The sequence below is a fragment of the Curtobacterium sp. PhB130 genome (genome assembly GCF_003755165.1).
Classification (GTDB): domain Bacteria; phylum Actinomycetota; class Actinomycetes; order Actinomycetales; family Microbacteriaceae; genus Curtobacterium.
On sequence record NZ_RKII01000006.1, the window covers coordinates 1 to 25,973 of the forward strand.

A 25,973-nucleotide genomic window follows, 5' to 3' on the forward strand; every position below is an offset into this window, starting at 1 on the left:
GGCATTGACAATGTGCACGCTGTTGAGTTCTCAAGGACCAGACGCACTCCCCGCTCGACCCGTAACAGGTTCCGCCAGAGAGGCATTCGTTCTTGGTTTGACCACCGGCGTCGTCGATCCGATTGGATCAGTGGCTCATCCCGAGGGAGAGAACCGGTGGAGTAGTCATCCTAGGCGTCGAAGCCGTCCAGCGCAAGGCCGGATCTGAACTCCAGTGGAAGGATGGTCCCGCTTGAGGGCCGACGTGCTCTGGGCTTTCGCTCCAGCCGCTCCGCCGCACCTTTGGGGTGACGAGTGATTACTTTACGCAGGGGTCGGCGGGAGCGCCAAGCCAGCCCACATCCCGGGCGTGTCGCATCCTGCAACACGCGCGGCCCCGGACGCGTAGAAGCCCGGTTCCGCAGGTGCGTGGGCACTGCGGAAACCGGGCTTCCGGGCGTGGGTGGGTCAGCTGGCGAGGGTCACGCCGGCGAGGGTCTTCTTGCCGCGACGGAGCACGAGCACTCCCCCGGGCAGGGCGAGTCCGGACAGCGGTGCGGTGGCATCGTCGGCTCGGGCGTTGTTCACGTAGACCCCGCCCTGGTCGATCGCGCGGCGCGCTTCGCCGAGGGACTTCACGAGTTCGGTCTCGACGAGCGCCTTCGCCAGGTCGGCATCCGGTGCGAGCGTCACCGACCCCGGCAGTTCGGCGATCGCCGCCCGGAGGGTGGGGCCGTCGAGTGCTTCGAGGTCACCGTTGCCGAACAGCGCCGCGGAGGCGTCGATCGCCGCCTGGGTCGCGGCGACCCCGTGGACGAGCGCGGTGACCTCGAACGCGAGGGTCCGCTGGGCTTCCCGCCGGAACGGTTCGTCCGCCACGGCCTGCTCGAGCCGGTCGATCTCGGCGCGGGAGAGGAACGTGAACTCCCGCAACCGGGCGATCACGTCCGCATCCGCCGTGTTGAGCCAGAACTGGTACAGCGCGTACGGCGAGGTCATCTCCGCGTCGAGCCAGATCGCGTTGCCCTCGCTCTTGCCGAACTTCGTGCCGTCGGAGTTCGTGATGAGGGGCGTCCCCAGCGCGTGCACCGTCGCCCCCTCGGCACGCCGGATGAGCTCCGTCCCCGAGGTCAGGTTGCCCCACTGGTCCGAGCCGCCGGTCTGCAGCGTGCACCCGTACTGCAGGAAGAGTTCGCGGTAGTCCAGCCCCTGGAGGATCTGGTAGCTGAACTCCGTGTAGCTGATCCCCGCGTCCGAGTTCAGCCGCGCGGAGACGGCGTCCTTCTTGATCATCGAGTTCACGCGGAAGTACTTGCCGATGTCCCGGAGGAAGTCGATCGCGGACAGCGGCGCCGTCCAGTCGAGGTTGTTCACCAGGCGCACACCGTTGTCGCCGTCCGGGCTGAGGAACCGGGAGACCTGTTCCTGCAGGCGCGACACCCACGACGCCACCGTTTCTCGGGTGTTCAGCGTGCGTTCGGCCGTTGGTCGCGGGTCACCGATCAGGCCGGTGGAACCGCCGACCAGTGCGAGCGGCTTGTGTCCGGCCAGCTGCAGTCGGCGCATCGTCAGCAGCTGCAGCAGGTTGCCGCAGTGCAGCGACGGCGCCGTGGGGTCGAAGCCGCAGTAGTACGTGATCGGCTCACCGTCGAGGGCCTCTTTGAGCGCGGTCTCGTCGGTCGAGACCTGCACCAGACCACGCCAGCGCAGTTCGTCCCACACCGAGGCGAAGGTGGGGTCGTTCTGCTGGCGCGTCAGGACATCGGGAGCGGTATCACTGGACACCACGCCATCGTAGCGGCGACCTCCGACGCGTCGAGCGCGGGGTCTGGTCAGTCGATCGCGGCCTTGTGCCGCCGGTACGTCGACACCGTCGGCTCGCCGGCCAGCGCGAACCGCCAGGGGAAGGACCGGCCGCCGGCGATGCCCGCGACACCGGTGCGCGGCCCGCGGAGGATGCGGGGATCTGCAGCCAGCTCCGCGAGGACCGCAGTCGGTCCGTCGGCGGCGAGCCGAGCCTCCAGGCCGGGTGCCAGGGTGAGCACGTACGGGCCGCGACCGTCGACGACCGACGTGCCGTCGTCGGCACCGAGGACCGCCCCGAGTGCCGCTCCGAGGTTGCCTGGCCCCCGGGCGAGCTGGACGTCCGAGACGGACGCGCCGCGCCGCGAACGCGCCACCGCGACGCCGTCCACGACCTCCGCGCCGCGGAGCAGCGATCCGGATGAGGTGCCCGCCGGTGCGCTCACGACGTTGACGCACGTGTGGATGCCGTAGGACCGGTAGGCGTAGAGCGTCCCGGGCGGCCCGAAGAGCTGCTTGTTGCGCTCCGTCATGCCGCGGTGCCCGTGCGATCCCGGGTCGGTGGGACCGAAGTAGGCCTCCACCTCGGTGATCCGGAGCGTGACCCCCTTGCCCGTGAGCGTCGCGCCGAGCAGGGCCGGCGCGCTCACCGGCGCCGGCTCCGCGAGCAGGGCGAGGAGCGCGTCGTTCACCGCGTGAACGGCACCCCGGACGCGAGGTCGTGCACACGCTGCGTCAGGCCGGCGAGCTGCTCGGCGACCCGGTCCGGTGCCGTCCCGCCGACGCCCCTGCGGGACGCGACACTGCCCTCGATGGTGAGGACCGCGCGGACACCCGGCGTCAGGTGCTCCGAGATCGACGCGTACTCCGCGTCGGTCGGGTCGTCGAGCTCGATCCCCCGCTGCTCGCAGTACTGCACCAGTGCGCCGGAGACCTCGTGTGCATCGCGGAACGGCACGCCCTGGCGCACCAGCCACTCGGCCACGTCCGTCGCGAGCGAGAAGCCCTGCGGCGCGAGCTCGGCCATCCGGTCCGTGTCGAACGTCAGCGTCGCGATCATGCCGGTGAACGCCGGCAGCAGGACCTCGAGCGTCGCGACGGAGTCGAAGACGGGCTCCTTGTCCTCCTGCAGGTCGCGGTTGTAGGCCAGCGGCAGGCCCTTGAGCGTCGCGAGGAGGCCCGTCAGGTTGCCGATGAGCCGACCGGACTTGCCCCGCGCGAGTTCGGCGATGTCCGGGTTCTTCTTCTGCGGCATGATGCTCGAGCCGGTGGAGAAGGCGTCGTGGAGCCGGACGAAGCCGAACTCCTTCGTGTTCCAGAGGATGACCTCTTCGGCGAGGCGGGAGACGTCGATCCCGATCTGCGCCAGCACGAAGGCGAACTCCGCGACGGTGTCGCGGGCCGCGGTGGCGTCGATCGAGTTCTCGGCCGGACGGTCGAACCCGAGCTCGCGGGCGATCGCCGACGGGTCCAGCCCGAGGGAACTGCCGGCCAGCGCCCCGGCACCGTAGGGGCTCACGCTGGCCCGCGTCGACCAGTCGCGGAGCCGCTCCAGGTCACGGACCAGGGGCCACGCGTGCGCGAGGAGGTGGTGCGCGAGCAGGACCGGCTGCGCGTGCTGCAGGTGCGTCCGGCCCGGCATGATCGCCGCCGGGTGTTCGCTCGCCTGCTGGCTGATCGCGTCGACGAGGTCGATCACGAGCCGGCCGATGCGGCGCCCGTGGTCGAGCATGTGCATCCGGCCGAGGGTCGCGATCTGGTCGTTCCGGCTCCGCCCGGCGCGGAGCTTCCCACCGAGTTCCGGACCGAGGTCGGCGATGAGCAGGCGCTCGAGGGCACCGTGCACGTCCTCGTCGGAGTCCGCCGGCAGGAGCGTGCCGTCGGCATGCGCCGCGTCGAGACGGTCCAGGCCCCCGAGCATCTGCTCGAGCTCGTCGGCGGTCAGGTACCCGGCCGTCTGCAGGGCTCGGGCGTGGGCACGCGACCCCGCGAGGTCGTAGGGCGCCAGCTGCCAGTCGAAGTGCGTCGACTTCGACAGGGCGGCGAGCTCCGGGCTCGGCCCGTCGGCGAACCGCGCGCCCCACAGCGCACCCTGGTTGGTGCCGTCGGTCTTCGTGTGCTGGGTCTCCGGCCGGGAGGCTCCGCTTGCGTCCGTCATGTCGTCCTGCGTCGTGTCGTGGGTCGGTCTGGTGCTCGTCGGTCGGCCCGGTGCTCGTGGGCCGCGCAGGGCATGGCGGAGGCGGGTCGGGCCTCCAGGACGGTCCGGACGGCGTGACCAGCGGGTCACGCCGTCCGGGACCGGCTCAGTTCGCCAGGTCGCGGCGTGCCGAGATCTTGCTGGGCAGCGACCAGATCTCGATGAAGCCCTTCGACAGCGACTGGTCGAACGTGTCGCCGGTGTCGTAGGTGGCGAGGTCGAAGTCGTACAGCGACTGCTCGCTGCGGCGACCCGTGACCGTCGCGCGACCGCCCTGCAGCTGCAGGCGGATGTCGCCGGAGACGTACTGCTGGGTGTCGTCGATGAAGGCGTCGAGGCTGCGCTTGAGCCCACCGAACCAGAGGCCGTCGTAGACCAGGTCGGCCCACTCCGACTCCACACCGCGCTTGTAGCGGTTCACGTCACGCTCGAGGGTCAGGCTCTCGAGCTCCTCGTGCGCGGCGATCAGTGCCATCGCGGCCGGGGCCTCGTAGACCTCGCGCGACTTGATGCCGACGAGACGGTCCTCGACGACGTCGATGCGGCCGACGCCGTGCTTGCCGGCGAGGGCGTTGAGCTCCTGCACGATGCGCAGGACGCTGAAGCGCTGGCCGTCGATCGCGACCGGGACGCCCTGCTCGAACGTGATCGTGACCTCGTCCGCCTCACGCGGGACCGAGGGGTCCTGGGTGTACGCGTAGAGGTCCTCGATCGGGGCGTTCCACGGGTCCTCGAGGAACCCGGTCTCCACCGCGCGACCCCAGACGTTCTGGTCGATCGAGTACGGCGACTTCTTGCTCTGCAGGATCGGCAGGTCGTGCTCCTGCGCGTAGACGATCGCCTTGTCACGGGTCAGCGCGAGGTCACGGACCGGGGCGACGCTGGTCAGGTCGGGTGCGATCGCGGCGACGGCGGCCTCGAAGCGGACCTGGTCGTTGCCCTTGCCGGTGCAGCCGTGCGCGACGCTGTCGGCGCCGAGCTGCTTCGCCGTCAGGGCGAGGTGCTTCGCGATGAGCGGGCGGCTCAGCGCGGAGACCAGGGGGTAGCGCTTCTGGTACAGCGCGTTGGCCTTGAGGGCGGGGACGAGGTAGTCGTCGGCGAACTCGTCCTTGGCGTCGATGACGACGGACTCCACCGCGCCGCAGTCGAGTGCGCGCTGACGGATCGCCTCCATGTCCTCGCCGCCCTGGCCGACGTCGACCGCCAGCGCGACGACGTCCTTGCCGGTGGCGTCCTTGAGCCAGCCGATGCCGACGGAGGTGTCGAGGCCTCCGGAGTACGCCAGTACGACGCGGTCTGCCATGGGTTTTCTCCTAGGGGTGTTGGTTGTCAGTTGTTCGCGGCGGTCGCGGCCGTCGCGGCCGTCGCACCGGTCGCGGCGTTCGCGGCGAGGAGCCAGGCGAGGAGCGCCTTCTGGGCGTGCAGACGGTTCTCCGCTTCGTCCCAGATGATGCTGCGCGGGCCGTCGATGACGTCCGCCGTGACCTCGTAGCCGCGGTCGGCCGGCAGGCAGTGCATGAACACCGCGTCGTCGGCTGCGTGCGCCATCAGCGCGTCGTCCACGCGGTAGTCCTTGAAGGTGTCGAGGCGCTGCTGCTTCTCGTCTTCCTTGCCCATCGACACCCAGGTGTCGGTGACCACGACGTCGGCGCCCGCCACGGCGGCGACCGGGTCGGTCACGACGAGCACGGAACCGCCGGTCTCGGCGGCGCGGTGCTCGGCGTCCGTCACGACCTGCGCAGCCGGGGAGAACTCGGACGGCGATGCGACCCGGACGTGCATGCCGGCAGTCGCTGCCGCGAGCAGGTACGACTGCGCCATGTTGCTCGCGCCGTCGCCGACGAAGGCGATGGTCTGCCCCGCGAGCGTTCCACGGTGCTCGCGGATCGTCAGAAGGTCCGCGAGCAGCTGGCACGGGTGGAAGTCGTCGGACAGCGCGTTGACGACGGGCACCGTGGTGCCTGCCGCCATCTCCTCGAGCCCGGCCTGGCCGTACGTGCGCCAGACGATGGCGGACACCATGCGCTCCAGCACCCGGGCGGTGTCGGAGGGGGTCTCCTTGCCGCCGAGCTGGCTGTTCGCGGTCGAGATGATCAGCGGGCTGCCGCCGAGGTCGCTGATGCCGACGTGGAACGACACCCGGGTCCGGGTGGACGACTTGTCGAAGATCACGGCGACGCTCTGCGGACCGGCGAGCGGCTTCGCGGCCCAGCGGTCCCGCTTCATCTCGACCGCGAGGTCGAGGATGGCGGACTGCTCGGCCTGGGAGAGGTCGTCGTCGCGGAGGAAGTGGCGGGTCATGCGGAGGTCTCCTGGACTGCGGTCATGCTCGCCGCCAGGATCGCGAGGAACTCGTCGATCTCGGCGTCGGACACGATGAGCGGCGGTGCGATGCGCAGGCTCGACTCGTTGGGGGCGTTGACGATCAGGCCGCGCTCGAGCGCGGCGGCCGAGATCGCGGCGGCGACGGGCAGGTGCAGCCCGACGCCGATGAGGAGGCCCTGTCCGCGGACCTCTTCCACGAGCGGGGACCCGATCGCGGCGATGCCGGCACGGATGCGCTCGCCCTTGGTCACCGCGGCGTCCACCAGTCCGGCGGACTCGATCTCGCCGAGCACCGCGTTCGCGACGCGGGTCCCGAGCGGGTTGCCGCCGAAGGTCGAGCCGTGCTGGCCGGCCGAGAAGAGGTCGGAGGCGTGGCCGAACGTCACGAGGGCGCCGATCGGGAAGCCACCCGCGATGCCCTTCGCGACGGTGATGGCATCCGGGACCACGCCGAGGTGCTGGAAGGCGAACCACGAGCCCGTCCGGCCGACGCCGGTCTGGATCTCGTCGAGGATCAGCAGTGCGCCGTGCTCCTCGGTCAGCTTCCGAGCGGCGACGAGGAAGCCCTCGGGGAGGTCGACGACGCCGGCCTCGCCCTTGATCGGCTCGATGAAGAGCGCGGCGACGGTGTCGTCGATCGCGTGCTCGAGCGCTTCGATCGAGGTGTCGATGTGCTCGACACCCGGGATCATCGGCAGGAAGTCCGCCTGCAGGGCCGGCTTGCCGGTGAGCGCGAGGGCACCCATCGTCCGACCGTGGAAGGCCTGCTGCAGCGCGAGGATGCGCGTCTTGCGGCCGTCCTTCCCCCGGTTCAGGCGGGCGAGCTTGAACGCTGCCTCGTTCGCCTCGGCGCCGGAGTTGCCGAAGTACACGCGGCCGGCGTCACCGGCACCGGAGATGCGCTTGAGGCGCTCGGCGAGCTCGAGCTGCGGCGGTGTCGCGAAGTAGTTCGAGACGTGCACGAGCTTGGCTGCCTGGTCGGCGATCGCCTCGACGAGCGCGGGGTGCGCGTGCCCGAGGGAGTTCACCGCGATGCCGGCGAGGAAGTCGAGGTACTCGTTGCCGTCGACGTCCCAGACCCGGCAGCCCTGGCCGCGCTCGAGCATGATCTTCGGCGGGGTCAGGGATCGCATCAGCGACGCCCCGAACCGGTCGTTCCAGGTCTCGGTCTGCGTCTCGGTGCTCACCGTGCGTTCCCCTTCGTGTCGCTGCTGTCTGCTGGGTGCTGGATCGGGCTCGCGGGACCGCGTCGGCCGATCTCGGCGTGGGTGTTCTGGTTCTCGGTTCGTCGGCTCGGGTCCGGGATCACCTCGGTGCCCGCGCCGCGGAGGGTGAAGACCTCGAGCAGGATCGAGTGCGGGATCCGGCCGTCGATGATGGTCGCGCCGCCGACCCCGCCGACCACGGCGTCGAGGCACGCGGTCATCTTCGGGATCATCCCGGACTCGAGCGACGGCAGGAGCTCGCGGAGTTCCTCGACTGCGATGAGGTCGATGATCGAGTCGCGGTCGGGCCAGTTGCGGTACAGCCCGGGGACGTCGGTCAGCATCATCAGCTTCGAGGCACCGAGTGCGATCGCCAGCGCTGCGGCTGCGGCGTCGGCGTTCACGTTGAGCGCCTGGTCCGGGTGGGCGTCGTCGATCGCGATGCTCGACACGACCGGGATCTGGTTCGCCCGGATCGCCGCGAGGACGCCGGACGGGTCGACGTGGGTGATGTCGCCGACGTGGCCGAGGTCGAAGTGCTCGCCGTCCACGACGACGCCCTTCTTCTCGCCGGTGAACAGCGACCCGCCGTCGCCGAACACCCCGACGCCGAGGCCGTCGCCGTGCTCGTTCATCAGCTCGACGATCTCGCGGTTGACCTCACCCGCCAGGACGTCCCGGACGACCGTGATCGCCTCGGTCGTCGTGACGCGGTAACCACCGCGGAACTCGGACTGGATGCCCTGCTCCTTGAGCGCGGCGGAGATCTGCGGCCCGCCGCCGTGCACCACGACCGGGTGCAGCCCGGCGTAGCGGAGGTAGACCATGTCCTCGGCGAACGCCCGCTTGAGGTCGTCGTTCACCATCGCGTTGCCGCCGAACTTGACGACGACGATCTTGCCCGAGAACCGCTTCAGCCACGGCAGGGACTCGATCAGGGTGGCGGCCTTGACGGCGGCCAGCTCGTGCTCTTCCTGTTTCGACAGGGCGTCTCCGGTGCCCATCAGCTGGAGTACGCGCTGTTCTCGTGGACGTAGTCGTGCGTCAGGTCGTTCGTCAGGATGGTCGCCGCGTACGGTCCCACCCCGAGGTCGATCAGCACGTCGGTGTCGCGGGGCGTCAGGTCGACCTCGTCGCTCGGGCGGTCCGGGGCGCCGGCGTGGCAGACCCGGATGCCGTTCATCGACACGTCGACCGCGTAGGGGTCGAACTCGGCGTCGGTCGTGCCGATCGCTGCGAGGACCCGGCCCCAGTTCGGGTCGTTGCCGAACACCGCTGCCTTGAACAGGTTGTTCCGCGCGACGCTGCGGCCGACGGTGACCGCGTCGTCTTCGCTCGCGGCGTTCACCACGTGGATCGCGATGTCGTGGCTCGCGCCCTCGGCGTCCTGCTGGAGCTGCCGGGCGAGGTCCGCGCACACGGCGGTCAGCGCTTCCTGGAAGTCGCCGACTTCCGGCGTGACACCCGAGGCGCCGGAGGACATCAGGACCACCGTGTCGTTCGTCGACATGCAGCCGTCCGAGTCGACCCGGTCGAACGTGACCCGGGTGGCGGCGCGGAGTGCCTGGTCGAGTTCGTCGGACCCGAGGAGCGCGTCGGTGGTGATCACGACGAGCATCGTCGCGAGGCCCGGCGCGAGCATGCCAGCGCCCTTGGCCATGCCGCCGACGGTCCAGCCGTCTTCGGTGACCTCGGACTGCTTCGCCTTCGTGTCCGTGGTCATGATCGCGGTGGCCGCGTCCGGGCCGCCGGTCTCCGACAGGGCGTCCTTGGTGAGTGCGACGCCGTGCAGGACGTGGTCGCGGAAGGTCTGGTCGCCGACCCCGATGAGGCCGGTCGAGCAGACGACGACGTCGCCGGCACCGATCCCGAGGGACTCGGCCACCGCCTCCGCCGTCATGTGCGTGGTCTGGAACCCGAACGAGCCGGTGAAGCAGTTCGCGCCGCCGGAGTTGAGGAACACGGCACGGGCGATGCCGTCGCCGACGACCTGGCGGGACCAGATCACCGGGTGGGCCTGCGCGCGGTTGCTCGTGAAGACCGCGGCGACCGCGGCTTCGGGGCCGTCGTTGACGACGAGGGCGACGTCCGGGGTGCCGCTCGCCTTGAGGCCGGCGGTGGCGCCGGCAGCGCGGAAGCCGGCCGCTGCGGTGACGCCCTGTCCGGCGGTGACAGCCCGTCCGGCAGTCGCGTCGGTGTCGGCCTGGGCCCCCTCGTGCCGGTTCCGGTCGGACGCGGAGCTTGCGGAGCGGCCGTCCGGCCGAGTGCGTGGGGAGAGGCTCGGCTCGGTCTGGTCCTGCTTGCTGGCGTCGGTCACGGTGCGACTCCGTCCACGCTGAGGCCGAGGGTCTCGGGGAACCCGAGTGCGATGTTCGCCGACTGCACCGCGGCACCGCCGGTCCCCTTGGCGAGGTTGTCGAGTGCGCTGACCGCGATGACCCGGCCCGCGGCTTCGTCCACGGCGAGCCCGACGAGCGCGGTGTTCGCACCGATCGTGTCCGCGACGCGGGGGAACTCGCCCTCCGGCAGCAGGTGCACGAACGGCTCGTCCGCGTAGGCCTGCTCCCAGGCGAGGCGGACGTCCCGCGCGCTGACGCCCGGAGCCAGCTTGGCCGTCGTCGTCGCGAGGATCCCCCGCGACATCGGCACGAGCACCGGGGTGAACGAGATCGTCACGTCCGAGGCGCCGGCAGCCCGCAGGTTCTGCTGGATCTCCGGGATGTGCCGGTGGGTCCCACCGACCGCGTAGGCGCTGGCCGAGCCCATGATCTCCGACGCGAGGTAGGTCGGCGCGAGCTTCTTGCCGGCACCGGAGGGCCCGACGCTCAGCACGGCGACGATGTCGTCGGACTGGACGAGCCCGGCCTGGATCCCCGGCTGGATGCCGAGCGTCACCGCGGTGACGTTGCACCCGGGGACCGCGATCCGCTTCGTGCTCGCGAGCTCGGTCCGCTGGCGGCTCTGCGCGACGATGTCGTCGACGTCACGCCACTCGTCAGCCGATCCGGGAGCCGGTGCCGCGTGCAGGAGCTCCGGCAGGCCGTAGGTCCACGCCCCGAACCAGTCCCCGCCGTAGAACGCTTCCCACGCCGCCGGGTCCGTGAGCCGGTGGTCCGCGCCGCAGTCCACGACGAGGGTGTCCTCCTCGAGCTCCGCCGTGATCGCGCCCGACTGGCCGTGCGGCAGCGCCAGGAACACCACGTCGTGCCCGCGGAGGTTCGCCGCCGTCGTCTCGACCAGGGTCAGGTGCGACAGCGAACGGAGGTGCGGCTGGGTCGCGATGAGCGGCTGCCCCGCGTTCGAGAACGCGGTCACCGTCCTGACGTCGAACTCGGGATGGGCGGAGAGGATGCGCAGCAGCTCACCGCCCGCGTAGCCGCTGGCTCCCGCCACGGCGACGGATACGGACATGGGATTCCACCTTTGGTCGGACTGTTCGTCGAGAGATCGGAGGCGGCGGCCCCGGGCGGTGCTGTCCCAGTGGGATCAGTCGCGCAGGGTCGCCCCGAATCGCTCGCCGGCACGTCGGACTGCGCCGTCACGGGCCTCAGAGGCCTCGGCAGCGGTCAGGGTGCGGTCCGTGGCACGGAAGCGCAGCGCGAACGTCAGGGACTTCTGTCCCTCGTCCACGCCGGAGCCCCGGTAGTCATCCACGAGGCGAGCATACTCCAAGAGCTCTCCGGCACCAGTCCGGACGGCATCCAGTACTTCGCCCGCCGGTACCTCGGCTCCGACCACCAGGGAGAGGTCCTGGGTGGCCGCGGGGTACGACACGATCGGTGCAACGGACACGACGTCCGGCACCGCGGCGACGACCGCGTCGAGGTCGATCTCGACGACGGCGACGACCCGCGGGAGGTCCGCCGCGGCCGTCAGCTCGGGCAGGAGCTCCCCCGCGACGCCGACGACCGAGTCGCCGACGAGCAGTGACGCCGCGCGGCCCGGGTGCAGCGACGGGTGCGACGTCTGCGCCACGGTCAGCTCGGCGCCGGCCGCCCACGCGACGGTCCGTGCGACGTCGAGTGCGTCCGCGATGCCGAACGACTCGGGCTGCGTGCCGGGCTGCTTCCCGACGCGGTGGCCGGTGAGGAGCGCGGACACGTGGAAGGGCTGCGCGGGGAGCGAGGCGTCCAGTGCGCGGAGCGTGTCCGCGCCGGGGTGCGCGGCACCCGCCGGGACCTCGGTCGTGCCGAGCTCGGCGTCCGTCGGGAGGAACACCCGCGACGTCTCGTACACCGCGACGTCCACGAGCCCGCGGGAGACGTTCCGACGTGCGACGTCCACGAGCGCCGGGATGCCGCTGCGGCGCAGGAGGTTCTGCTCGCTGTCCAGGGCGTTCGCGAGCACGACGCTCGGACCGCCGGCCGGGTCGATGCCCGGGTACGCCGCGGTGGTCGCCGCGGACACGAAGGGGGCGGTGACGACCTCGACCAGGCCGTCGGCAGCCAACGCCGCCGACACCCGGCGGAGCGCCCGCTGGTGCGTCGAGAGACCGCGGCCGGGAGGGGCGACGGGGAGCACACTCGGGATGCGGTCGTAGCCGACGATGCGCGCGACTTCTTCCACCAGGGTGGTGTCGTCGGTCAGGTCGGGGCGCCAGGTCGGCGGCGTCACCGCCAGCTGCTCACCGTCGACGTCGACCGTGGCGCCGACCGCGCGCAGGGTCTCGATGACCTCGGCGTCGGTGTACTCGACGCCGACGAGCTCGGACGGACGGGACAGGCGCATCGTCACGACGGGCCGGGGCGCGTCGTCGACGAGCGTCGAGCCGAGGGCGTCCGCGGTGCCGCCGGCGAGCTCGACGAGGAGTTCGACGGCACGGTTCGCCGCGGCTTCGGCGACGAGCGGGTCGACGCCCCGCTCGAAGCGCCGTGACGCCTCGCTCGGGAGCTTGTGCCGACGGGCGGTGCGCGCGATGGAGACCTGGTCGAAGCCGGCTGCCTCGATCAGGACGTCCGTCGTGGTGCCGGAGAGCTCGGTGCGGGCGCCGCCCATCACCCCGGCGAGTCCGACGGGGCCGTCGTCGTCGGTGATGACGAGGTCTTCGGGGTCGAGCCTCCGGGTGACGTCGTCGAGGGTCGTCAGGGTCTCCCCCGGTGCTGCACGACGGACCCCGAGGCCGCCGGCGACCTTCGCGAGGTCGTAGCCGTGCAGGGGCTGCCCGAGCTCGAACATGACGTAGTTCGTGATGTCGACGGGCAGCGAGATGGAGCGGACGCCGACGAGTGCCAGGCGCGACACCATCCAGGCCGGTGTCGGCTTGGTGGCGTCGATGCCGCGCACGACACGGGTGACGAAGGTGCTGGAGCCGACGCGGCCGCGGATCGGGGCGTCGTCGGTGATCGTGACCGAGAAGCCCTCCCCGTTGCGCGGCGGCACCCGGTCCACCGGGTCGTGGAAGGACGCACCGGTGGCGTGGGCGTACTCACGCGCGACGCCGCGCATGCTCAGCGCGTAGCCACGGTCCGGGGTGACGTTGATCTCGACCGCGGCGTCGTCGAGGCCGAGGAGCGCGATGGCGTCTTCCCCGACGGACGGCTCCATGCCGAGGTCCGCGAACCGGAGGATGCCGTCGTGCTCGTCGCCGAGCCCGAGTTCACGGGCGGAGGCGATCATGCCGTCGGACACGTGGCCGTAGGTCTTGCGCGCAGCGATCGGGAACGGCCCGGGCAGCACGGCACCGGGGAGCGTGACGACGACGAGGTCGCCGACGTCGAAGTTGTGCGCACCGCAGACGATGCCGCGGGGCTCGGGCTCGCCGACGTCCACCTGGCACCAGTTGATCGTCTTGCCGTTCTTCTGCGGCTCCGGGACGCGCTCGAGCACCCGGCCGACCACGACGGGTCCGGTCAGGTCGTAGGTGTGGACGGCTTCCTCTTCGAAGCCGACCGACACGAGCGCCGCGTGGACGTGCTCGAGGGTGGCGTCGTCGGGGAGGTCGACCGACTCACCGAGCCAGCGGAGTGGGACGCGCATCAGACCACCGTTCCGAACTGCTGCGAGAAGCGGATGTCGCCCTCGAGGAAGTCACGCATGTCGTTCAGGCCGTTGCGGAACTGCAGCGTCCGCTCGATGCCCATGCCGAAGGCGAAGCCCTGGTACTCGTCGGGGTCGATGCCGGCGGAACGGAGGACGTTCGGGTTCACCATGCCGCAGCCGCCCCACTCGACCCAGCGCGCGCCGCCCTTGGCGTTCGGCTGCCAGACGTCCATCTCGGCGGAGGGCTCGGTGAACGGGAAGTAGTTCGGGCGCAGGCGGATCTGCGCTTCGGCGCCGAACACCTGCCGGGCGAAGTGCTCGAGCGTGCCGCGCAGGTGCGCCATCGTCAGGCCCTTGTCGATGGCGATGCCCTCGACCTGGGTGAAGACGGGCAGGTGCGTGGCGTCGAGCTCGTCGGCGCGGTACACGCGTCCGGGGGCGATGACGTACAGCGGCAGTTCGCGCGACAGCAGCGAGCGGACCTGCACCGGGGAGGTGTGGGTGCGCATCACCATGTGGCGGTCCACCGGCTCGACGAAGATCGTGTCGGCCATGGCCCGCGCGGGGTGGTCCTGGTCGAAGTTCAGCGCGTCGAAGTTGAACCACTCGTGCTCGAGCTCCGGGCCTTCCGCGACTTCCCATCCCATGCCGACGAAGATGTCGGCGACGGTCTCGTTGAGGAGCGACAGCGGGTGGCGGGAGCCGGGCGTCCGGGTCGACGGCAGCGCGGTGACGTCGACCCGTTCGGCTTCGAGCCGCGCGCGTTCCTCGGCCTCGGCGAGCACCGATTCCTGCTCGGCGATCGCCCCGTTGACCCGGCCGCGGGCCTGTCCGACGAGCTTGCCCGCCTGGGCCTTCTGCTCCGGCGGCACGCTGCGCATCGAGGCGTTCATCCGCGCGAGCGGCGACTGCTCCCCGGTGTGCTCGGCCCTGGCCTGCTTGAGCTCGGCGACCGTCGTGGCGGCACGGACGGCCGCGAGGGCTGCGTCGACCGCGTCGGCGACGGCCGATTCGCTGATCTCGAGAGGTTCTGACACGGGACCCAAGCCTACCGGCCCCTGGGATACCGCCGAGGTGCACCAGGTGGACTGTGGAGAACCCCGGTCAGGCGGTGCGGTGTGCGAACGCCGACTCGTAGAGGCAGACCGAGGCGGCCGTCGCCAGGTTCATCGACTCCGCCTTGCCGTAGATCGGCACCTTCACCGCACGGTCGACGAGCGCCAGGTCCTCGGCCGTGAGCCCACGGGCCTCGTTCCCGAAGACCCAGGCGGTCGGTCCGTCGAGGAGCCCCTCGGCGCGGACCTCGGGCAGGTCGTCGCCCGAGACGTCCGCCGCCAGGATCGTGTAGCCGAGGGCACGGGCGCGCGACACGGCGTCCTGCAGCGAGACGCCGACGGACACCGGGACGTGGAACAGCGAGCCCGTGGTGGACCGGACGACCTTCGGGTTGTACGGGTCGACGCTCCGCCCGGTGAGGACGACGGCATCCGCGCCGGCGGAGTCGGCGGCCCGGATGATCGTGCCGGCGTTCCCCGGGTCCCGCACCTCTTCGAGGATGGCGACCAGACCGGGCAGGGTGCGGTCCGCGGCGGGGTCGACCCGAGCCTCCGGATCGATCGCGCCGGGATCGGGGAAGACCTGCCGGACCGACGTCGGGAACTGCTGGCACACCGCGACGACGCCCTGCGGGGTCACCGTGTCCGCCATCGCGGCGAGGACCTGCTCGGTCACGAACCAGGTGTCCACCGGGGCGTCGGCGAGGCCGTAGCGCTCCGCGGCGGTCGGCGTCACGTAGAGCTCGCGGAGGAGCTCCGGCGCGTACTCGAGCGCTTCGCGCACCGCCTGCGGGCCCTCGAGGAGGAACAGGCCGGTGTCGGCACGTACGTCCTTCTTCGTCAGCGCGGCCACGGCCTTGACGCGTCCGGCACGGGGGTTCTCGAGGAGGTCAGTCACGCACCAAGTGTGGCAGCACACCCGTGGCATGCGCGAAGCCCCCGTTCCTCGGGAGGAACGGGGGCTTCGCGGAGACGCAGGTGACTACGCGGCCTTGGGAGCCGAGGTGTCGGCCGGGAGGGCCTTCTTGGCCGACTCGACGAGCGCGGCGAAGGTCTCCGGGTTGTTCACGGCGAGGTCCGCGAGGATGCGACGGTCGACCTCGATGCCGGCCAGGGCGAGGCCCTGGATGAGGCGGTTGTAGGTCAGGCCGTTCGCGCGGGACGCAGCGTTGATGCGCTGGATCCACAGGCGACGGAACTCGCCCTTCTTCGCGTGGCGGTCACGGTACGCGTAGACGAGGGAGTGGGTGACCTGCTCCTTCGCCTTGCGGTACAGACGCGAACGCTGGCCGCGGTAGCCCTCGGCGCGCTCGAGGATGACGCGACGCTTCTTGGCGGCGTTGACCGCTCTCTTCACTCTTGCCATTGCAGTGTTCCTTTACGAATCCGGGGGCTCAGTGGCCGAGGAGCTTCTTGACGTTCTTCGCGTCGGCCTTCGAGAGGACCTGGTCCTCGTTGAGGCGGGCCTTGCGCTTGGACGACTTGACCTCGAGGTTGTGACGCATACCGGCCTGCTGCTTCATGATCTTGCCGGTGCCGGTGACCTTGAAGCGCTTCTTCGACCCGGAGTGGGTCTTCTGCTTGGGCATGGTGGTGCCTTTCCGTGGGATGGATGGGGGGCCGCGCCATTGCGGATGGGAGTACTGCGCGGGATCGGTCTGGGTGGACCTGTCGGCCCGAGACCTACTCGGCCGTGGACTCGGTGGTGGCCGGTTCCGTCGACGCGGCCGGGGCAGCGTCTTCTTGCGGCTTCGCCTTTGCGGCGTGCTCGGACGCGCGACGCTCGGCCTTGTCGGCCGCACGCTTGGCGTTCTGCTCGCCCTTGACGTCGGACTTGTTCTTGAGCGGCGCGATGATCATCGTCATGTTGCGGCCGTCCTGCGTGGGTCGGGACTCGACGACACCGAAATCGGCGATCTCCTCCGCGAACTTGTGCAGGAGCCGGACACCCTGTTCCGGACGCGACTGCTCGCGGCCACGGAAGAGGATCATGGCCTTCACCTTGTCGCCACCGAGGAGGAAGCCCTCGGCACGCTTGCGCTTGGTCTCGTAGTCGTGCACGTCGATCTTCAGGCGGAACCGGACCTCTTTGAGCTCGGTGTTGACCTGGTTGCGACGGGCTTCCTTGGCCTTCTGAGCGGCCTCGTACTTGAACTTGCCGTAGTCCATGATCTTGGCCACGGGCGGCTTCGCGTCCGGCGCGACCTCGACCAGATCCAGCTCGGCTTCCTGCGCGAGGCGCAGTGCGACGGCGATGGGGACAACGCCGACCTGCTCGCCCTGGGGTCCGACAAGACGGACCTCGGGGACGCGGATTCGGTCGTTGGTACGGGGATCGGGAATGCGGAGCTCCTTCAATCAGTGGTGGCCGTCCGGGGCGTTTGCCTGGACGACGGCACGAGAGGAGATCTGACGCACGGATCGGGACCCGTTCGGCAGCCGCCCGACTCCTGTCCAGCCGAGACCGTCATGTGACTGACTCAGCCGTGCAGGACTGCCGAACGCTGGCGCTCGGCGGAGCGGTGGTGACCCGGTAGCCTGGTGGTTCGTGGCCGCGGGTGGGAGTGACTCCTCTTCGTGATGAAGCCCGCCAGTCCGGATGGATTCGAGAAGCCAACTGGACGCACGGGCAGCATCTGCCGCGACGAGTCTAGCAGAGGAGCACCGTGACCGACACCCCGCCCAACCTCCCCCTCGACGACGGAGCGGACGACGCCGCCCGCGACATCTCCGAGGTCCCCGCCGTCGAGCTCATCAACACCGTGGCGGTGCACCTGCTGAGCGCAGCGGCCGTCAAGGTCGGGCTCGCCGACGACCCGCAGGAGCAGACCGACCTCGACGAGGCCCGCAAGCTCATCACCGCCCTCGCCGGGCTCGTGACCGCGGCCGCCACCGAGATCGGCGACCACCACGCCCGCCCCCTGCGTGACGGACTGCGCTCGGTGCAGCTCGCGTTCCGGGAGGCATCGGCGATCCCGGACGCGCCGGGCGCCGGCCCCGGCGAGAAGTACACCGGACCCGTCAACTAGCGAACGGGTCACGTCCCGAGCAGGGGACGGGACGACGGACGGGAGGCCCGTGGCGGCGCCGCCACGAGCCTCCCGTCCGTCTGTCGGCCCTGATCAGTGCGCCGAGCGCGCGGCCAGGCGCGCCACGGCGGCCACCGGGATGCCGACCCACGTCGGCCGGTTACGTGCCTCGTAGACGACCTCGTAGACCGCCTTGTCGATCTCGAACGCGTCGAGGACCTCGCGGTGCGCGCGGACGTCGACGTCGAGTCCGCGCTCGTACCCGCCGAGGAACGCGTCCCGTGCCTCGTGCGCCCACGCACCGGCATCGACCGGGTCGTCGTCGTGGGCGAGCGCCCCGGCGACGTAGTCGAACGAGCGCAGCATGCCGGCGACGTCACGCAGCGGGACGTCGGGCAGCGACCGCTCGTGGAGCGGGCGGAGGGGCTCGCCCTCGAAGTCCAGGAACACCCAGCCGCGGGGCTCCGGTGCCGAGAGGACCTGGCCGAGGTGCAGGTCCCCGTGGATCCGCTGCAGGTCGGGCCACGGCACCGCAGCGGCTCGGGCGTAGACGGCCCGCACGGCGTCGGCGTGCTCGGCGATCGCGGGGACCTCGGCAGCGGCGGTGTCGAGCCGCTGCAGCATCGTGGCGTGCGCCTGGGCGATCCGGTCGGCGGTCGCGGGCTCCGTCGGCATCACGCCGGCGAGGGTCACGTGCACCTCGGCGAGCGCCGCGCCGAGGCGGTCGGCCCCGACCGCGAACGAGTCGCCCCGCCGTGCGTCGTCGAGTGCCACACGCCACGCGTCGTCGAGCCCCGGCAGGAACTCCTGCGCGAACGCGAGGTGACCGCTCGCGACGCCGTCCGCGCGCCCGGTGTCCGGCCACGCGCCACGGAGGGCACCGAAGACCCGAGGGACCCGTGCCGAACCGGCCGCGGACAGGGCCTGTTGCGTGGTGACGTCCGGGTTGTCGCCGTGGTGCAGGACACGGAACACCTTGACGATCACGGTGCCGTTGTCCTCGGTCTCGCAGATGATCGAGGTGTTCGACTGCTCGCCGCGGAGGACCCGGGCACTCCGGACCGCGCCGATCGGCGTCAGCGACTCCTCGCCGGCGTCGATCCGGGCGAGGAGCCACCTGGCGTACGCGGGGTCGTGGGGGCCGTCGTAGTCGACGGTCGCCGGGGTCGACGAGTCCGGATCCGGGTCGATGCGGGCGGCGTCGAGCCCGTCGACGGCAGCCGCGTGTTCGGTGACGGGGACCTGGTAGAGCACCGGGCCGGTCGGGGCGTCGTCGATGACGAAGCGGGTGCGGACCCGCGCCTCGTCGGTGGTCTCGTCGATCTCCGCGATCGTGCGGAGGTCCGGGACACCACCCTTCGCCGCGTACCAGCGTTGCCGGGCCATCCACTGCGCGACGTCGGTCATGCGTCAGGAGGCTACGCGTCGGGAGGGCCGGCGGACTCAGGTCCTCCACAACGCGCGCTCGACGACCCGTTCTCCACAACCTGCAGCACGCGCCGCCTCGGGCATCGGCCGCGCACGACACTGATCCGCATGCAGACCACACACGCACCGGCCGACACCACCACGGGGACGCTCGACGACCCCCGGCACACCTGGCGCATCCCGGACGACCGACCACTCCCGGCGCTCGAGCACTGCGCGGACGACGTCCGCTCTCGGCCGACGGTGACCCAGCGGGAGACGCTGTGGGACACCCCGGACCGGGTGCTCGCCTTCGACGGGATCGAACTGCTGCGCGCCGACTCGGGGACGTGGACCGTCGACCACGGCGACGGGCCGGAGGACCCCGACTCCGAGGAGCACGGCGGCGTGCCTCCCGGCTCGGCGGGCCCCGAGGCGCCGACGGACGACCCGGTCGCGGTGCTCCTCGGTGGCGCGCAGCTCCTCCCGGTCCGGGTGCGGGTGACGACGACCACCCTCGTCGTGCTGCACGACGCGGACGGCCGCGCCCGGGCCGAGGTCGCCGACGTGCGCATCGACGAGGGCGACACGGACACGACGCTGCTCCGGAGCGCACGGTGGTGGGCGCTCTCGGACGACGGTGAGGCGGGACCCGTCGGGCGGCGCGCGCAGGCCGCCCTGACAGAGGCCACCGGCGACGACGGACACGGCCCGGACGAACCGGTCCCGACGCTCGCCCCGGTGCGACGCCCGGCCGCCGGGGCGTTCTGGGAGGATGAGCGGGTGCCGCACTACCTCGAGGACCTCACCGCCGGGCAGACCTTCACGACCCCGGGTCGCACCATCACCGAGGCGGACGTCGTGTCGTTCGCCTCGTGGACGAACGACAACAACCAGGTGCACACCGACGTGGAGTTCGCGTCCCACACCCGGTACGGACAGCGGATCGTGCACGGGATGCTCGGTGCCTCGCTCTGCCTCGGCCTGATCGCCCGCACCGGGGTGTTCGAAGGGTCGGCGGTGGCACTGCTCGGGATCGACCAGTGGCGGTTCACGGCGCCGGTGTTCATCGGGGACACCCTCACCTGCACGGTGGAGATCCTCTCGACGCGGCTGACGAGCTCCGGGAAGACCGGCATCGTCGAGCGGACGGTCACGCTCCGGAACCAGCACGGCGACGTCGTGCAGCAGGGCCGGATGGACGTCATGGTCCTGACCCGCGACGCGGCGATCGGCTGAGGGCGGCCCACACCCGCGCGGCAACCCGGACCGGTGTTGCCAGCCCCCTTTACAACGATGTACGTCCGCGCCAGCATGGACGCATGAGCACGCTCGACGGCACCGTCGCCGCATCCACCAGCGCCCCTGCAACCGACCTCCCGCTCGCCAGTCGGCAGGACGGCTCGTACCCCCGCCCGCAGATGCTCCGTGAGCACTGGGCCGACCTCGACGGGACGTGGTCGTTCCGGAACGACGGCGACGACACCGCGTGGCGGTCGGGCTTCCCCGACGCGCGTGACATCGTCGTGCCGTTCCCGCCCGAGTCGGTCGCGTCGGGCATCGACGAGCCGGGCTTCCACCCCGTGGTCTGGTACTCCCGGACCATCACCCGCGCCGACCTCGACGCCGCCGGGCTCGGCGCCGCCACCCCGCGGCTCGTGCTGCACTTCGGCGCGGCCGACTACCGCGCGAGCGTGTGGATCGACGGCACCTTCGTCGGATCCCACGAGGGCGGTCACACCCCCTTCCAGTTCGACGTCACCGACGTGCTGGCCGAGGACACCAACGCGGTGCACACCCTCGTGGTCCGCGCCGAGGACGACCCGCACGACCTCACCCAGCCCCGCGGCAAGCAGGACTGGCACGAGGACCCACACGCCATCTGGTACCGCCGCACCACCGGGATCTGGCAGACCGTCTGGCTCGAAGCCGTGCCGACCGCGTCGATCGAGTACCTCCGCTGGACGAACGTCGACCACGCCACCGTGCGCCTGACCGTCCGGGTCGCGGGACACCGGACCGGCGGCGAGCGCCTCCGCGTCGAGGCACGCTGGGACGAGCGCGACGAACACCTCGCGACGATCGAGGCCACCCTCGGCGACACCGCGGACGAGTTCGACGTCGTGGTCCCGATCGCGCGGCAGGCGAACGGGCAGGCCGAGGACGAACTGCACTGGACGCCGGAGGCCCCGCGGCTCGTGGACGCCTCCGTCGCGCTCCTCGACCGCACCGGCGAGCCGATCGACACCGTCGCGAGCTACTTCGGCGTCCGCACGGTCGGCGTCGACGGCGGCGCGTTCCAGCTGAACGGTCGCAGCTACGACGTCCGCAGCGTCCTCAACCAGGGGTACTGGCCGGACTCGCACATCGCCGCCCCGTCGCGCGCAGCACTCCGGCGTGAGGTCGAGCTCATCAAGGAGCTCGGCTTCAACGCGGCCCGCAACCACCAGAAGATCGAGGACCCCCGGTTCCTGTACTGGGCGGACCGCCTCGGGCTCCTGGTCTGGGGCGAAGCCCCCGGCGCCTACGCGTTCTCGCCCCGCGCCGTCCAGCGGCTGATGCGGGAGTGGATGGACGCCGTCGAACGCGACGCGTCGCACCCGTCGATCGTGACCTGGGTGCCGGCGAACGAGAGCTGGGGCGTCCAGCACATCAGCACGGACCCGGCGCAGCAGGCCTACGCCCGTGCACTCGCCGACGTCACCCGTGCGCTCGACCCGACGCGTCCGGTGATCTCGAACGACGGCTGGGAGCACACGAACTCGGACATCATCACGATCCACGACTACGAGGGCGTCGGCGAACGACTCGCACGCACCTACGCGGACGAGACCGCCCGGACCGAGCTCTTCCACGGCATGGGCCCGTCCGACCGGTGGGTGCTCGTCGGGGGCGCCGAAGACCTCGGGCAGCCGGTGATGCTGACCGAGTTCGGTGGCGTCGACTACCAGCCGGGCGGGGCGCGTGAGGACGGTTGGGGCTACACCTCGGCCGCCGACGGGGACGACTACGTCGCCCGCATCACGGCGCTGTACGACGCGATCCGGGCCAGCTCGTTCCTCGCCGGCTCGTGCTACACCCAGCTCACCGACACGATGCAGGAGACGAACGGCCTGCTGAACGCTGACCGCACGCCGAAGGTGCCGATCGAGCAGATCCGACGCGCGATCACGGGGCACTAGCCAGCGGTCCGCCCCGGTCCGGACGTCCGGACCGGGGCCCTGGTCTGGGAGGATCGGGCGGGTGACGAGCGTGGCGGAGACGAGCCGAGCCTCCCGGTCGGGGTTCCGTGCCCTGCTGGACGGACCGCGGAGCAGCTGGACCGCGCCGCTGGTGATCTGGGCCGGTTCGCGGGTGGTGAGCACGGCGCTGCTCCTGGGCATGTTCCTGCTCGCCACCGCGAACGGGTGGGAGTTCGCGTCGTACCGGCGCGACCCGTCGTTCGCCACGTTCTCCGGCTCGTGGGACGCCTCGTTCTACCGGACCATCGCGGAGCACGGGTACCCGTCGACGCTGCCCACCGACGGCGACGGGCACGTGCTGCCGAACCCGTGGGCCTTCCTGCCGGTGTTCCCCGCGCTCGTCCGGGCCGTGATGGCCGTGACGGGTGGGTCGTTCTGGGTCGTCGGTGTCGTCGTCGCGACGCTCGCCGGGGCCGGCGCCTGCGTGCTGTTGTACCGCCTGGTGCTCGCTGTCGGGTGTTCGCACCGTGCACGGTGGGCGACGGCGCTGTTCGCGTTCGGGCCGACGGCGTTCCTGCTGCAGGTGGCCTACGCCGAGTCGACGCTGCTGCTCCTGCTGTTCGGCGGCATGCTCGCGCTCGTCCGGCGGCGGTACTGGCTGGTCGGGCTGCTCGGCGTGGTCGCCGCGTTCACGAAGCCCGGGGTGCTGGCACTGGCCGTCGCGCTCGCGGTGCACCTGGTCGTGCGGTGGACCCGGGAACGCCGCGCGCTCCCGGTGCGGGACGTGATCACGATCGTCGTCGCGGGGTGCGTCGTCGCGGCCGCGGGGCTGGCGTGGCCCGTGATCGCCTCGGCGGTGACGGGGACGCCGAACGCGTACCTCGACACCGAGCTGTCGTGGTGGGTGGGGTTCGTCGGGCGGCAGCACTTCGCGCCCCTGACACCGTGGTTCGTGATGGCGGGGCGGTGGCTCGGGCCGGTCGGGATCGTGCTCGTGGTCGCGGTGCTCGCGGGGGCGGTGTGGTTCTGGACCCGGAAGGACGTGCGCGCGCTCGGGCCGGAGGTGCTCGGGTTCACGGCGTCGTACGGGCTGTACCTCGTCGCGGTGTTCCTGCCGCAGCAGAGCCTGCCGCGGCTGCTCATGCCGATGGCGCCGCTGCTCGGGTCGGACGTGTTCGTGCGGACGCGGCGACGAGCGGTGACGTGGCTGCTCGTCGGGGTGTGCCTGCAGCCGGTCGCGATCGTGCTGCTCTGGTTCCTCGGGTACCCCTGAGGCGCAAGCAGCGGCCGCCGTGTCGCTCGGCGGTGGTGCCGTTCGCTTCCGCACAACCCAAACCGCCCCGAACCACGGGATCCCGTGGTGCGAAGCGGTTTCGATTGCGCGCGTCGGCGCCGACCCGCGCGGCTACGCGTCGAAGGTGTGGAACCAGGCCTTGCCGCCGGGGTGCTGCACCGTGATCATCTCGTCGAGGTCGCGGTACGGGCCGTCCTGGTTGTGGCTCGCCGACTTGATGCGGATCGTGCCGTCGGACTCCGTGAAGACCTCGGACACGATCGTGGTGTGGTCCGGGGAGTCGTTGTCGTTCCAGTCGAAGAACACGATGTCGCCGACCTGCACCTTGTCGCGCTCGTCACTCGAGCGGCGGGTGAGCCCGAACGTCGCCGCGTTGGCCGAGAGCCACGGGTCCATCGACGGGCAGTACGTCCAGGTGGCGGAGTGCGCTGCTCCCGCGGAGCGGCTGTACCAGTCGTCGCGCTGCTCCCAGCCCCGGGCGATGAGCGTCTGGCTGACGTAGTTCGCGCAGTCGCCGCCGATCGGGTTCATCGTGCCGTACTCGGCGAGGTTGTAGTCCTTCCAGTACCGCATCGCGTAGGCGAGCTGCCGGTCCACGTCGGTGAGCGCCGCGTACGACAACGACGTCGTCGCGAGCGCGCTCGAGGCGGACGGCACCGGCGCCGCGCTGGCCGTCGGCGTGCCGGTCGCGGAGTCCTGTGTCGCACCGCTCTGCCCGTCGTTCGCCGCGCTGCCGTTGCCGTCGGAGCTCTGGTTCGCGGACGCGACGGGCGTCAGTTCGGCGTCGAACAGCGCGACGTCGGCGGATCCCGCCGTGTACATCGCCTGGTGCGGCGCGGTGAAGGTCACCTTCGTCGCGGTGGCCTTGACGTCCCGCGCGGCGATCCCGCCGACGGTGACCCCGCGGACGGCAGCGAGACCGGTCCCGGCAACGGTGACGGTCACCCCGCCGGCGAGCGGGACCTGGGCCGGCGTCAGTCCGGTGGCCTTCGGCTTCGCGGAGGGCGTCGACCCGGTGGACCGCGACGCACCGCCCTTCCCGCCGTCCGCACCGCCGTCCGCTCCGTTGTCGGAGGAACACGCGGCGACGGCGAGGCCGACCCCGGCGATCCCGGCGAGGGACAGGAGTGAGCGGCGCGTGAAGGAGGCAGTCATGGCGTCACCAGGGTACGTGACGGCCCCCGACACACGAGGGGACGCGCGGCGCGTCAGACGCCGGTGACGTTCACCAGCCAGCTCACGCCGAACCGGTCCGTCACCATCCCGAACTCGTCGCCCCACGGCGCCTTCGTCAACGGTTCGAGCACGGTGCCGCCCTCGGAGAGCCCGGCGAAGAAGCGGCGCATGTCCTCGGCGTCGTCACCGGACAGGGACACCGAGATGCTGCTGCCGCCGCTGCTGTACTGCATGCTGTTCGGGGTGTCGGCGCCCATGATCAGGTAGCCGTTCGGCGTCTCGAGCTGGCCGTGCATGATCTTGTCCGCCTCGGCCGGGTCCTCGGATGCGTGCATCTCGCCGAACGTGCTCAGGGTGAGCTCGCCGCCGAACACCGACTGGTAGAACTCCATCGCCTGCCGGGCGTCGTCGCGGAAGCCGAGGTACGGGTTCAGTCGCGAGGTCATGTCGGTCTCCTTCGTCCGGCCCGGGCGCGTGTTCCCGGCGCTCGCCGTCATCGTGGCACCGCTCCGGACACCGCGCAACGATCGTTCCGGAGCGGCACCATCGCGTGCTGCCGCACCGCATTCCGGACAGGAGGCTCGTGGGGGGCCCGCCACGAGCCTCCCGTCCGTCACGGAACGGTCTCGAGCCGATCTCGATTCCGCAACCACGGCTCGCCACCACCTGCCGGTCCGAGAGGATCGGCGCATGGGGAACCTCCGATCCGCCCGCCCGTCCACCATCGCTGCCGCGCTGCTCGCGTGCGCCGCGTTCGCGCTCACCGGCTGCTCGTCCACGGGGGACGCCGGCGCGACCCCCGCTCCGGCCCGGACCGCGACGCCGACAACCGCGGCGAGCACGACCGATTCGGACGACCCGGTGATGGACGACGTCGACACCAGTGCTGCGGCGGTCTGCGGGCGGCTCAGCATGCTCACCACGATCTCCCTGAACGCGAGCACCGGGCACAGCCGCGGGGAGCTCTCGGACGCGCAGTACGAGGCGCTCCTGGCGTCGGTGCGCTTCGGGTACGAGCGGCTGGTGAGCACCGACCCGACGATGACGACCGCGGTCGACTACACGCAGCGCTACCTCGAGGACCACCCGGCGCCTGCGACCGGACCGGCGATCGACGAGACCACCGCCGACTGGGACCTGGTCGGTCGGACGCTGGTCACCGCGTGCCGTGACGCCGGGTCGTCGATCGTGGCGGACGCGCAGTACGGCGGCTGACGCTCGTGCCCGTCCGGCGGCCGGCCCGGCGCGCGAACGCAACAGGCCCGAACGCAACAGGCCCGAAGACAACAAGCACGAAGACAACAAGCACGAACGCAACAGGCCCGGACCATGCGGTCCGGGC

23 protein-coding genes are annotated in these 25,973 nt (G+C 71.3%); 5 read left to right on the plus strand and 18 right to left on the minus strand.

What is annotated here, in order from left to right:
* Window positions 1-447: 447 nt before the first annotated feature.
* The 15 genes from tyrS to infC form a co-directional block, all read right to left on the minus strand.
* A complete protein-coding gene (tyrS, locus tag EDF24_RS00060) occupies window positions 448-1,764 on the minus strand; it encodes a tyrosine--tRNA ligase (protein WP_260233316.1) in 1,317 nt (438 codons plus the stop codon).
* 47 nt (window positions 1,765-1,811) lie between these two features.
* Complete coding sequence (locus EDF24_RS00065; protein ID WP_123700747.1) at window positions 1,812-2,474, minus strand: DNA-3-methyladenine glycosylase; 663 nt, start codon at window positions 2,472-2,474, stop codon at window positions 1,812-1,814.
* Window positions 2,471-3,940, minus strand: coding sequence for an argininosuccinate lyase (gene argH, locus EDF24_RS00070; RefSeq protein ID WP_185017511.1), 1,470 nt, complete (start codon window positions 3,938-3,940; stop codon window positions 2,471-2,473). The genes EDF24_RS00065 and argH overlap by 4 nt, the downstream gene beginning before the upstream one ends.
* A gap of 145 nt (window positions 3,941-4,085) precedes the next feature.
* A complete protein-coding gene (locus EDF24_RS00075; protein WP_123656220.1) occupies window positions 4,086-5,282 on the minus strand; it encodes an argininosuccinate synthase in 1,197 nt (398 codons plus the stop codon).
* A gap of 26 nt (window positions 5,283-5,308) precedes the next feature.
* Window positions 5,309-6,280 carry an ornithine carbamoyltransferase gene (argF, locus tag EDF24_RS00080; protein ID WP_123700748.1) on the minus strand — a complete coding sequence of 324 codons (972 nt, stop codon included), beginning with the start codon at window positions 6,278-6,280 and terminating at the stop codon, window positions 5,309-5,311.
* On the minus strand, window positions 6,277-7,437 hold the full coding sequence (locus EDF24_RS00085) for an acetylornithine transaminase (RefSeq protein ID WP_243698233.1): 1,161 nt from the start codon (window positions 7,435-7,437) through the stop codon (window positions 6,277-6,279). Before EDF24_RS00085 ends, argF begins: the two co-directional genes overlap by 4 nt.
* Window positions 7,438-7,487: 50 nt before the next feature.
* Window positions 7,488-8,513 (minus strand): acetylglutamate kinase, encoded by a 1,026-nt coding sequence (gene argB / locus EDF24_RS00090; RefSeq protein ID WP_123656222.1) that lies wholly within the window; start codon window positions 8,511-8,513, stop codon window positions 7,488-7,490.
* Entirely contained in the window at window positions 8,513-9,826 is a 1,314-nt protein-coding gene (gene argJ / locus EDF24_RS00095; protein ID WP_123700749.1) for a bifunctional glutamate N-acetyltransferase/amino-acid acetyltransferase ArgJ, read from the minus strand. Before argJ ends, argB begins: the two co-directional genes overlap by 1 nt.
* Entirely contained in the window at window positions 9,823-10,920 is a 1,098-nt protein-coding gene (locus EDF24_RS00100; protein ID WP_123700750.1) for an N-acetyl-gamma-glutamyl-phosphate reductase, read from the minus strand. The genes argJ and EDF24_RS00100 overlap by 4 nt, the downstream gene beginning before the upstream one ends.
* A 75-nt stretch (window positions 10,921-10,995) precedes the next feature.
* Window positions 10,996-13,485: a phenylalanine--tRNA ligase subunit beta gene (pheT, locus tag EDF24_RS00105; RefSeq protein WP_123700751.1), complete on the minus strand. Its 2,490-nt coding sequence runs from the start codon at window positions 13,483-13,485 to the stop codon at window positions 10,996-10,998.
* Window positions 13,485-14,525 carry a phenylalanine--tRNA ligase subunit alpha gene (pheS, locus tag EDF24_RS00110; RefSeq protein WP_123700752.1) on the minus strand — a complete coding sequence of 347 codons (1,041 nt, stop codon included), beginning with the start codon at window positions 14,523-14,525 and terminating at the stop codon, window positions 13,485-13,487. Before pheS ends, pheT begins: the two co-directional genes overlap by 1 nt.
* 67 nt (window positions 14,526-14,592) lie before the next feature.
* Window positions 14,593-15,441 carry an RNA methyltransferase gene (locus EDF24_RS00115; RefSeq protein ID WP_260233317.1) on the minus strand — a complete coding sequence of 283 codons (849 nt, stop codon included), beginning with the start codon at window positions 15,439-15,441 and terminating at the stop codon, window positions 14,593-14,595.
* Window positions 15,442-15,525: 84 nt separating this feature from the next.
* On the minus strand, window positions 15,526-15,909 hold the full coding sequence (rplT, locus tag EDF24_RS00120) for a 50S ribosomal protein L20 (protein WP_056120821.1): 384 nt from the start codon (window positions 15,907-15,909) through the stop codon (window positions 15,526-15,528).
* A gap of 28 nt (window positions 15,910-15,937) precedes the next feature.
* Complete coding sequence (gene rpmI, locus EDF24_RS00125; RefSeq protein WP_071273122.1) at window positions 15,938-16,132, minus strand: 50S ribosomal protein L35; 195 nt, start codon at window positions 16,130-16,132, stop codon at window positions 15,938-15,940.
* A 94-nt stretch (window positions 16,133-16,226) separates the two neighbouring features.
* A complete protein-coding gene (gene infC / locus EDF24_RS00130; protein WP_123656228.1) occupies window positions 16,227-16,901 on the minus strand; it encodes a translation initiation factor IF-3 in 675 nt (224 codons plus the stop codon).
* Between the two features lie 308 nt (window positions 16,902-17,209).
* Here infC and EDF24_RS00135 point away from each other — a divergent pair, with 308 nt between their 5' ends.
* A complete protein-coding gene (locus EDF24_RS00135; RefSeq protein ID WP_123656229.1) occupies window positions 17,210-17,572 on the plus strand; it encodes a DUF1844 domain-containing protein in 363 nt (120 codons plus the stop codon).
* A gap of 93 nt (window positions 17,573-17,665) precedes the next feature.
* On the opposite strand, the gene EDF24_RS00140 is transcribed toward EDF24_RS00135, so the two are convergent.
* Entirely contained in the window at window positions 17,666-18,979 is a 1,314-nt protein-coding gene (locus tag EDF24_RS00140; RefSeq protein WP_123700754.1) for a maltokinase N-terminal cap-like domain-containing protein, read from the minus strand.
* A gap of 129 nt (window positions 18,980-19,108) precedes the next feature.
* On the opposite strand from EDF24_RS00140, the gene EDF24_RS19340 reads away from it, so the two are divergent.
* From EDF24_RS19340 to EDF24_RS00155, 3 genes are all read left to right on the plus strand, one after another.
* The gene (locus EDF24_RS19340) at window positions 19,109-20,218 is read left to right on the plus strand and encodes a MaoC/PaaZ C-terminal domain-containing protein (protein ID WP_207909564.1); all 1,110 of its coding nucleotides are present in this window, start codon (window positions 19,109-19,111) and stop codon (window positions 20,216-20,218) included.
* 83 nt (window positions 20,219-20,301) lie between these two features.
* Window positions 20,302-22,161: a glycoside hydrolase family 2 protein gene (locus EDF24_RS00150; RefSeq protein ID WP_123700755.1), complete on the plus strand. Its 1,860-nt coding sequence runs from the start codon at window positions 20,302-20,304 to the stop codon at window positions 22,159-22,161.
* A 61-nt stretch (window positions 22,162-22,222) separates the two neighbouring features.
* Window positions 22,223-23,434: a hypothetical protein gene (locus EDF24_RS00155; RefSeq protein ID WP_185021525.1), complete on the plus strand. Its 1,212-nt coding sequence runs from the start codon at window positions 22,223-22,225 to the stop codon at window positions 23,432-23,434.
* 132 nt (window positions 23,435-23,566) lie between these two features.
* Here EDF24_RS00155 and EDF24_RS00160 read toward each other — a convergent pair whose 3' ends face one another.
* Both EDF24_RS00160 and EDF24_RS00165 read right to left on the minus strand, forming a co-directional pair.
* On the minus strand, window positions 23,567-24,610 hold the full coding sequence (locus EDF24_RS00160; RefSeq protein ID WP_123656232.1) for an amidase domain-containing protein: 1,044 nt from the start codon (window positions 24,608-24,610) through the stop codon (window positions 23,567-23,569).
* Window positions 24,611-24,663: 53 nt separating this feature from the next.
* Complete coding sequence (locus tag EDF24_RS00165) at window positions 24,664-25,077, minus strand: VOC family protein (protein WP_123656233.1); 414 nt, start codon at window positions 25,075-25,077, stop codon at window positions 24,664-24,666.
* Between the two features lie 244 nt (window positions 25,078-25,321).
* Between EDF24_RS00165 and EDF24_RS00170 the strand changes: the two genes are divergently transcribed.
* A complete protein-coding gene (locus EDF24_RS00170; protein ID WP_123700756.1) occupies window positions 25,322-25,846 on the plus strand; it encodes a hypothetical protein in 525 nt (174 codons plus the stop codon).
* The last annotated feature ends 127 nt before the right edge of the window (window positions 25,847-25,973 follow it).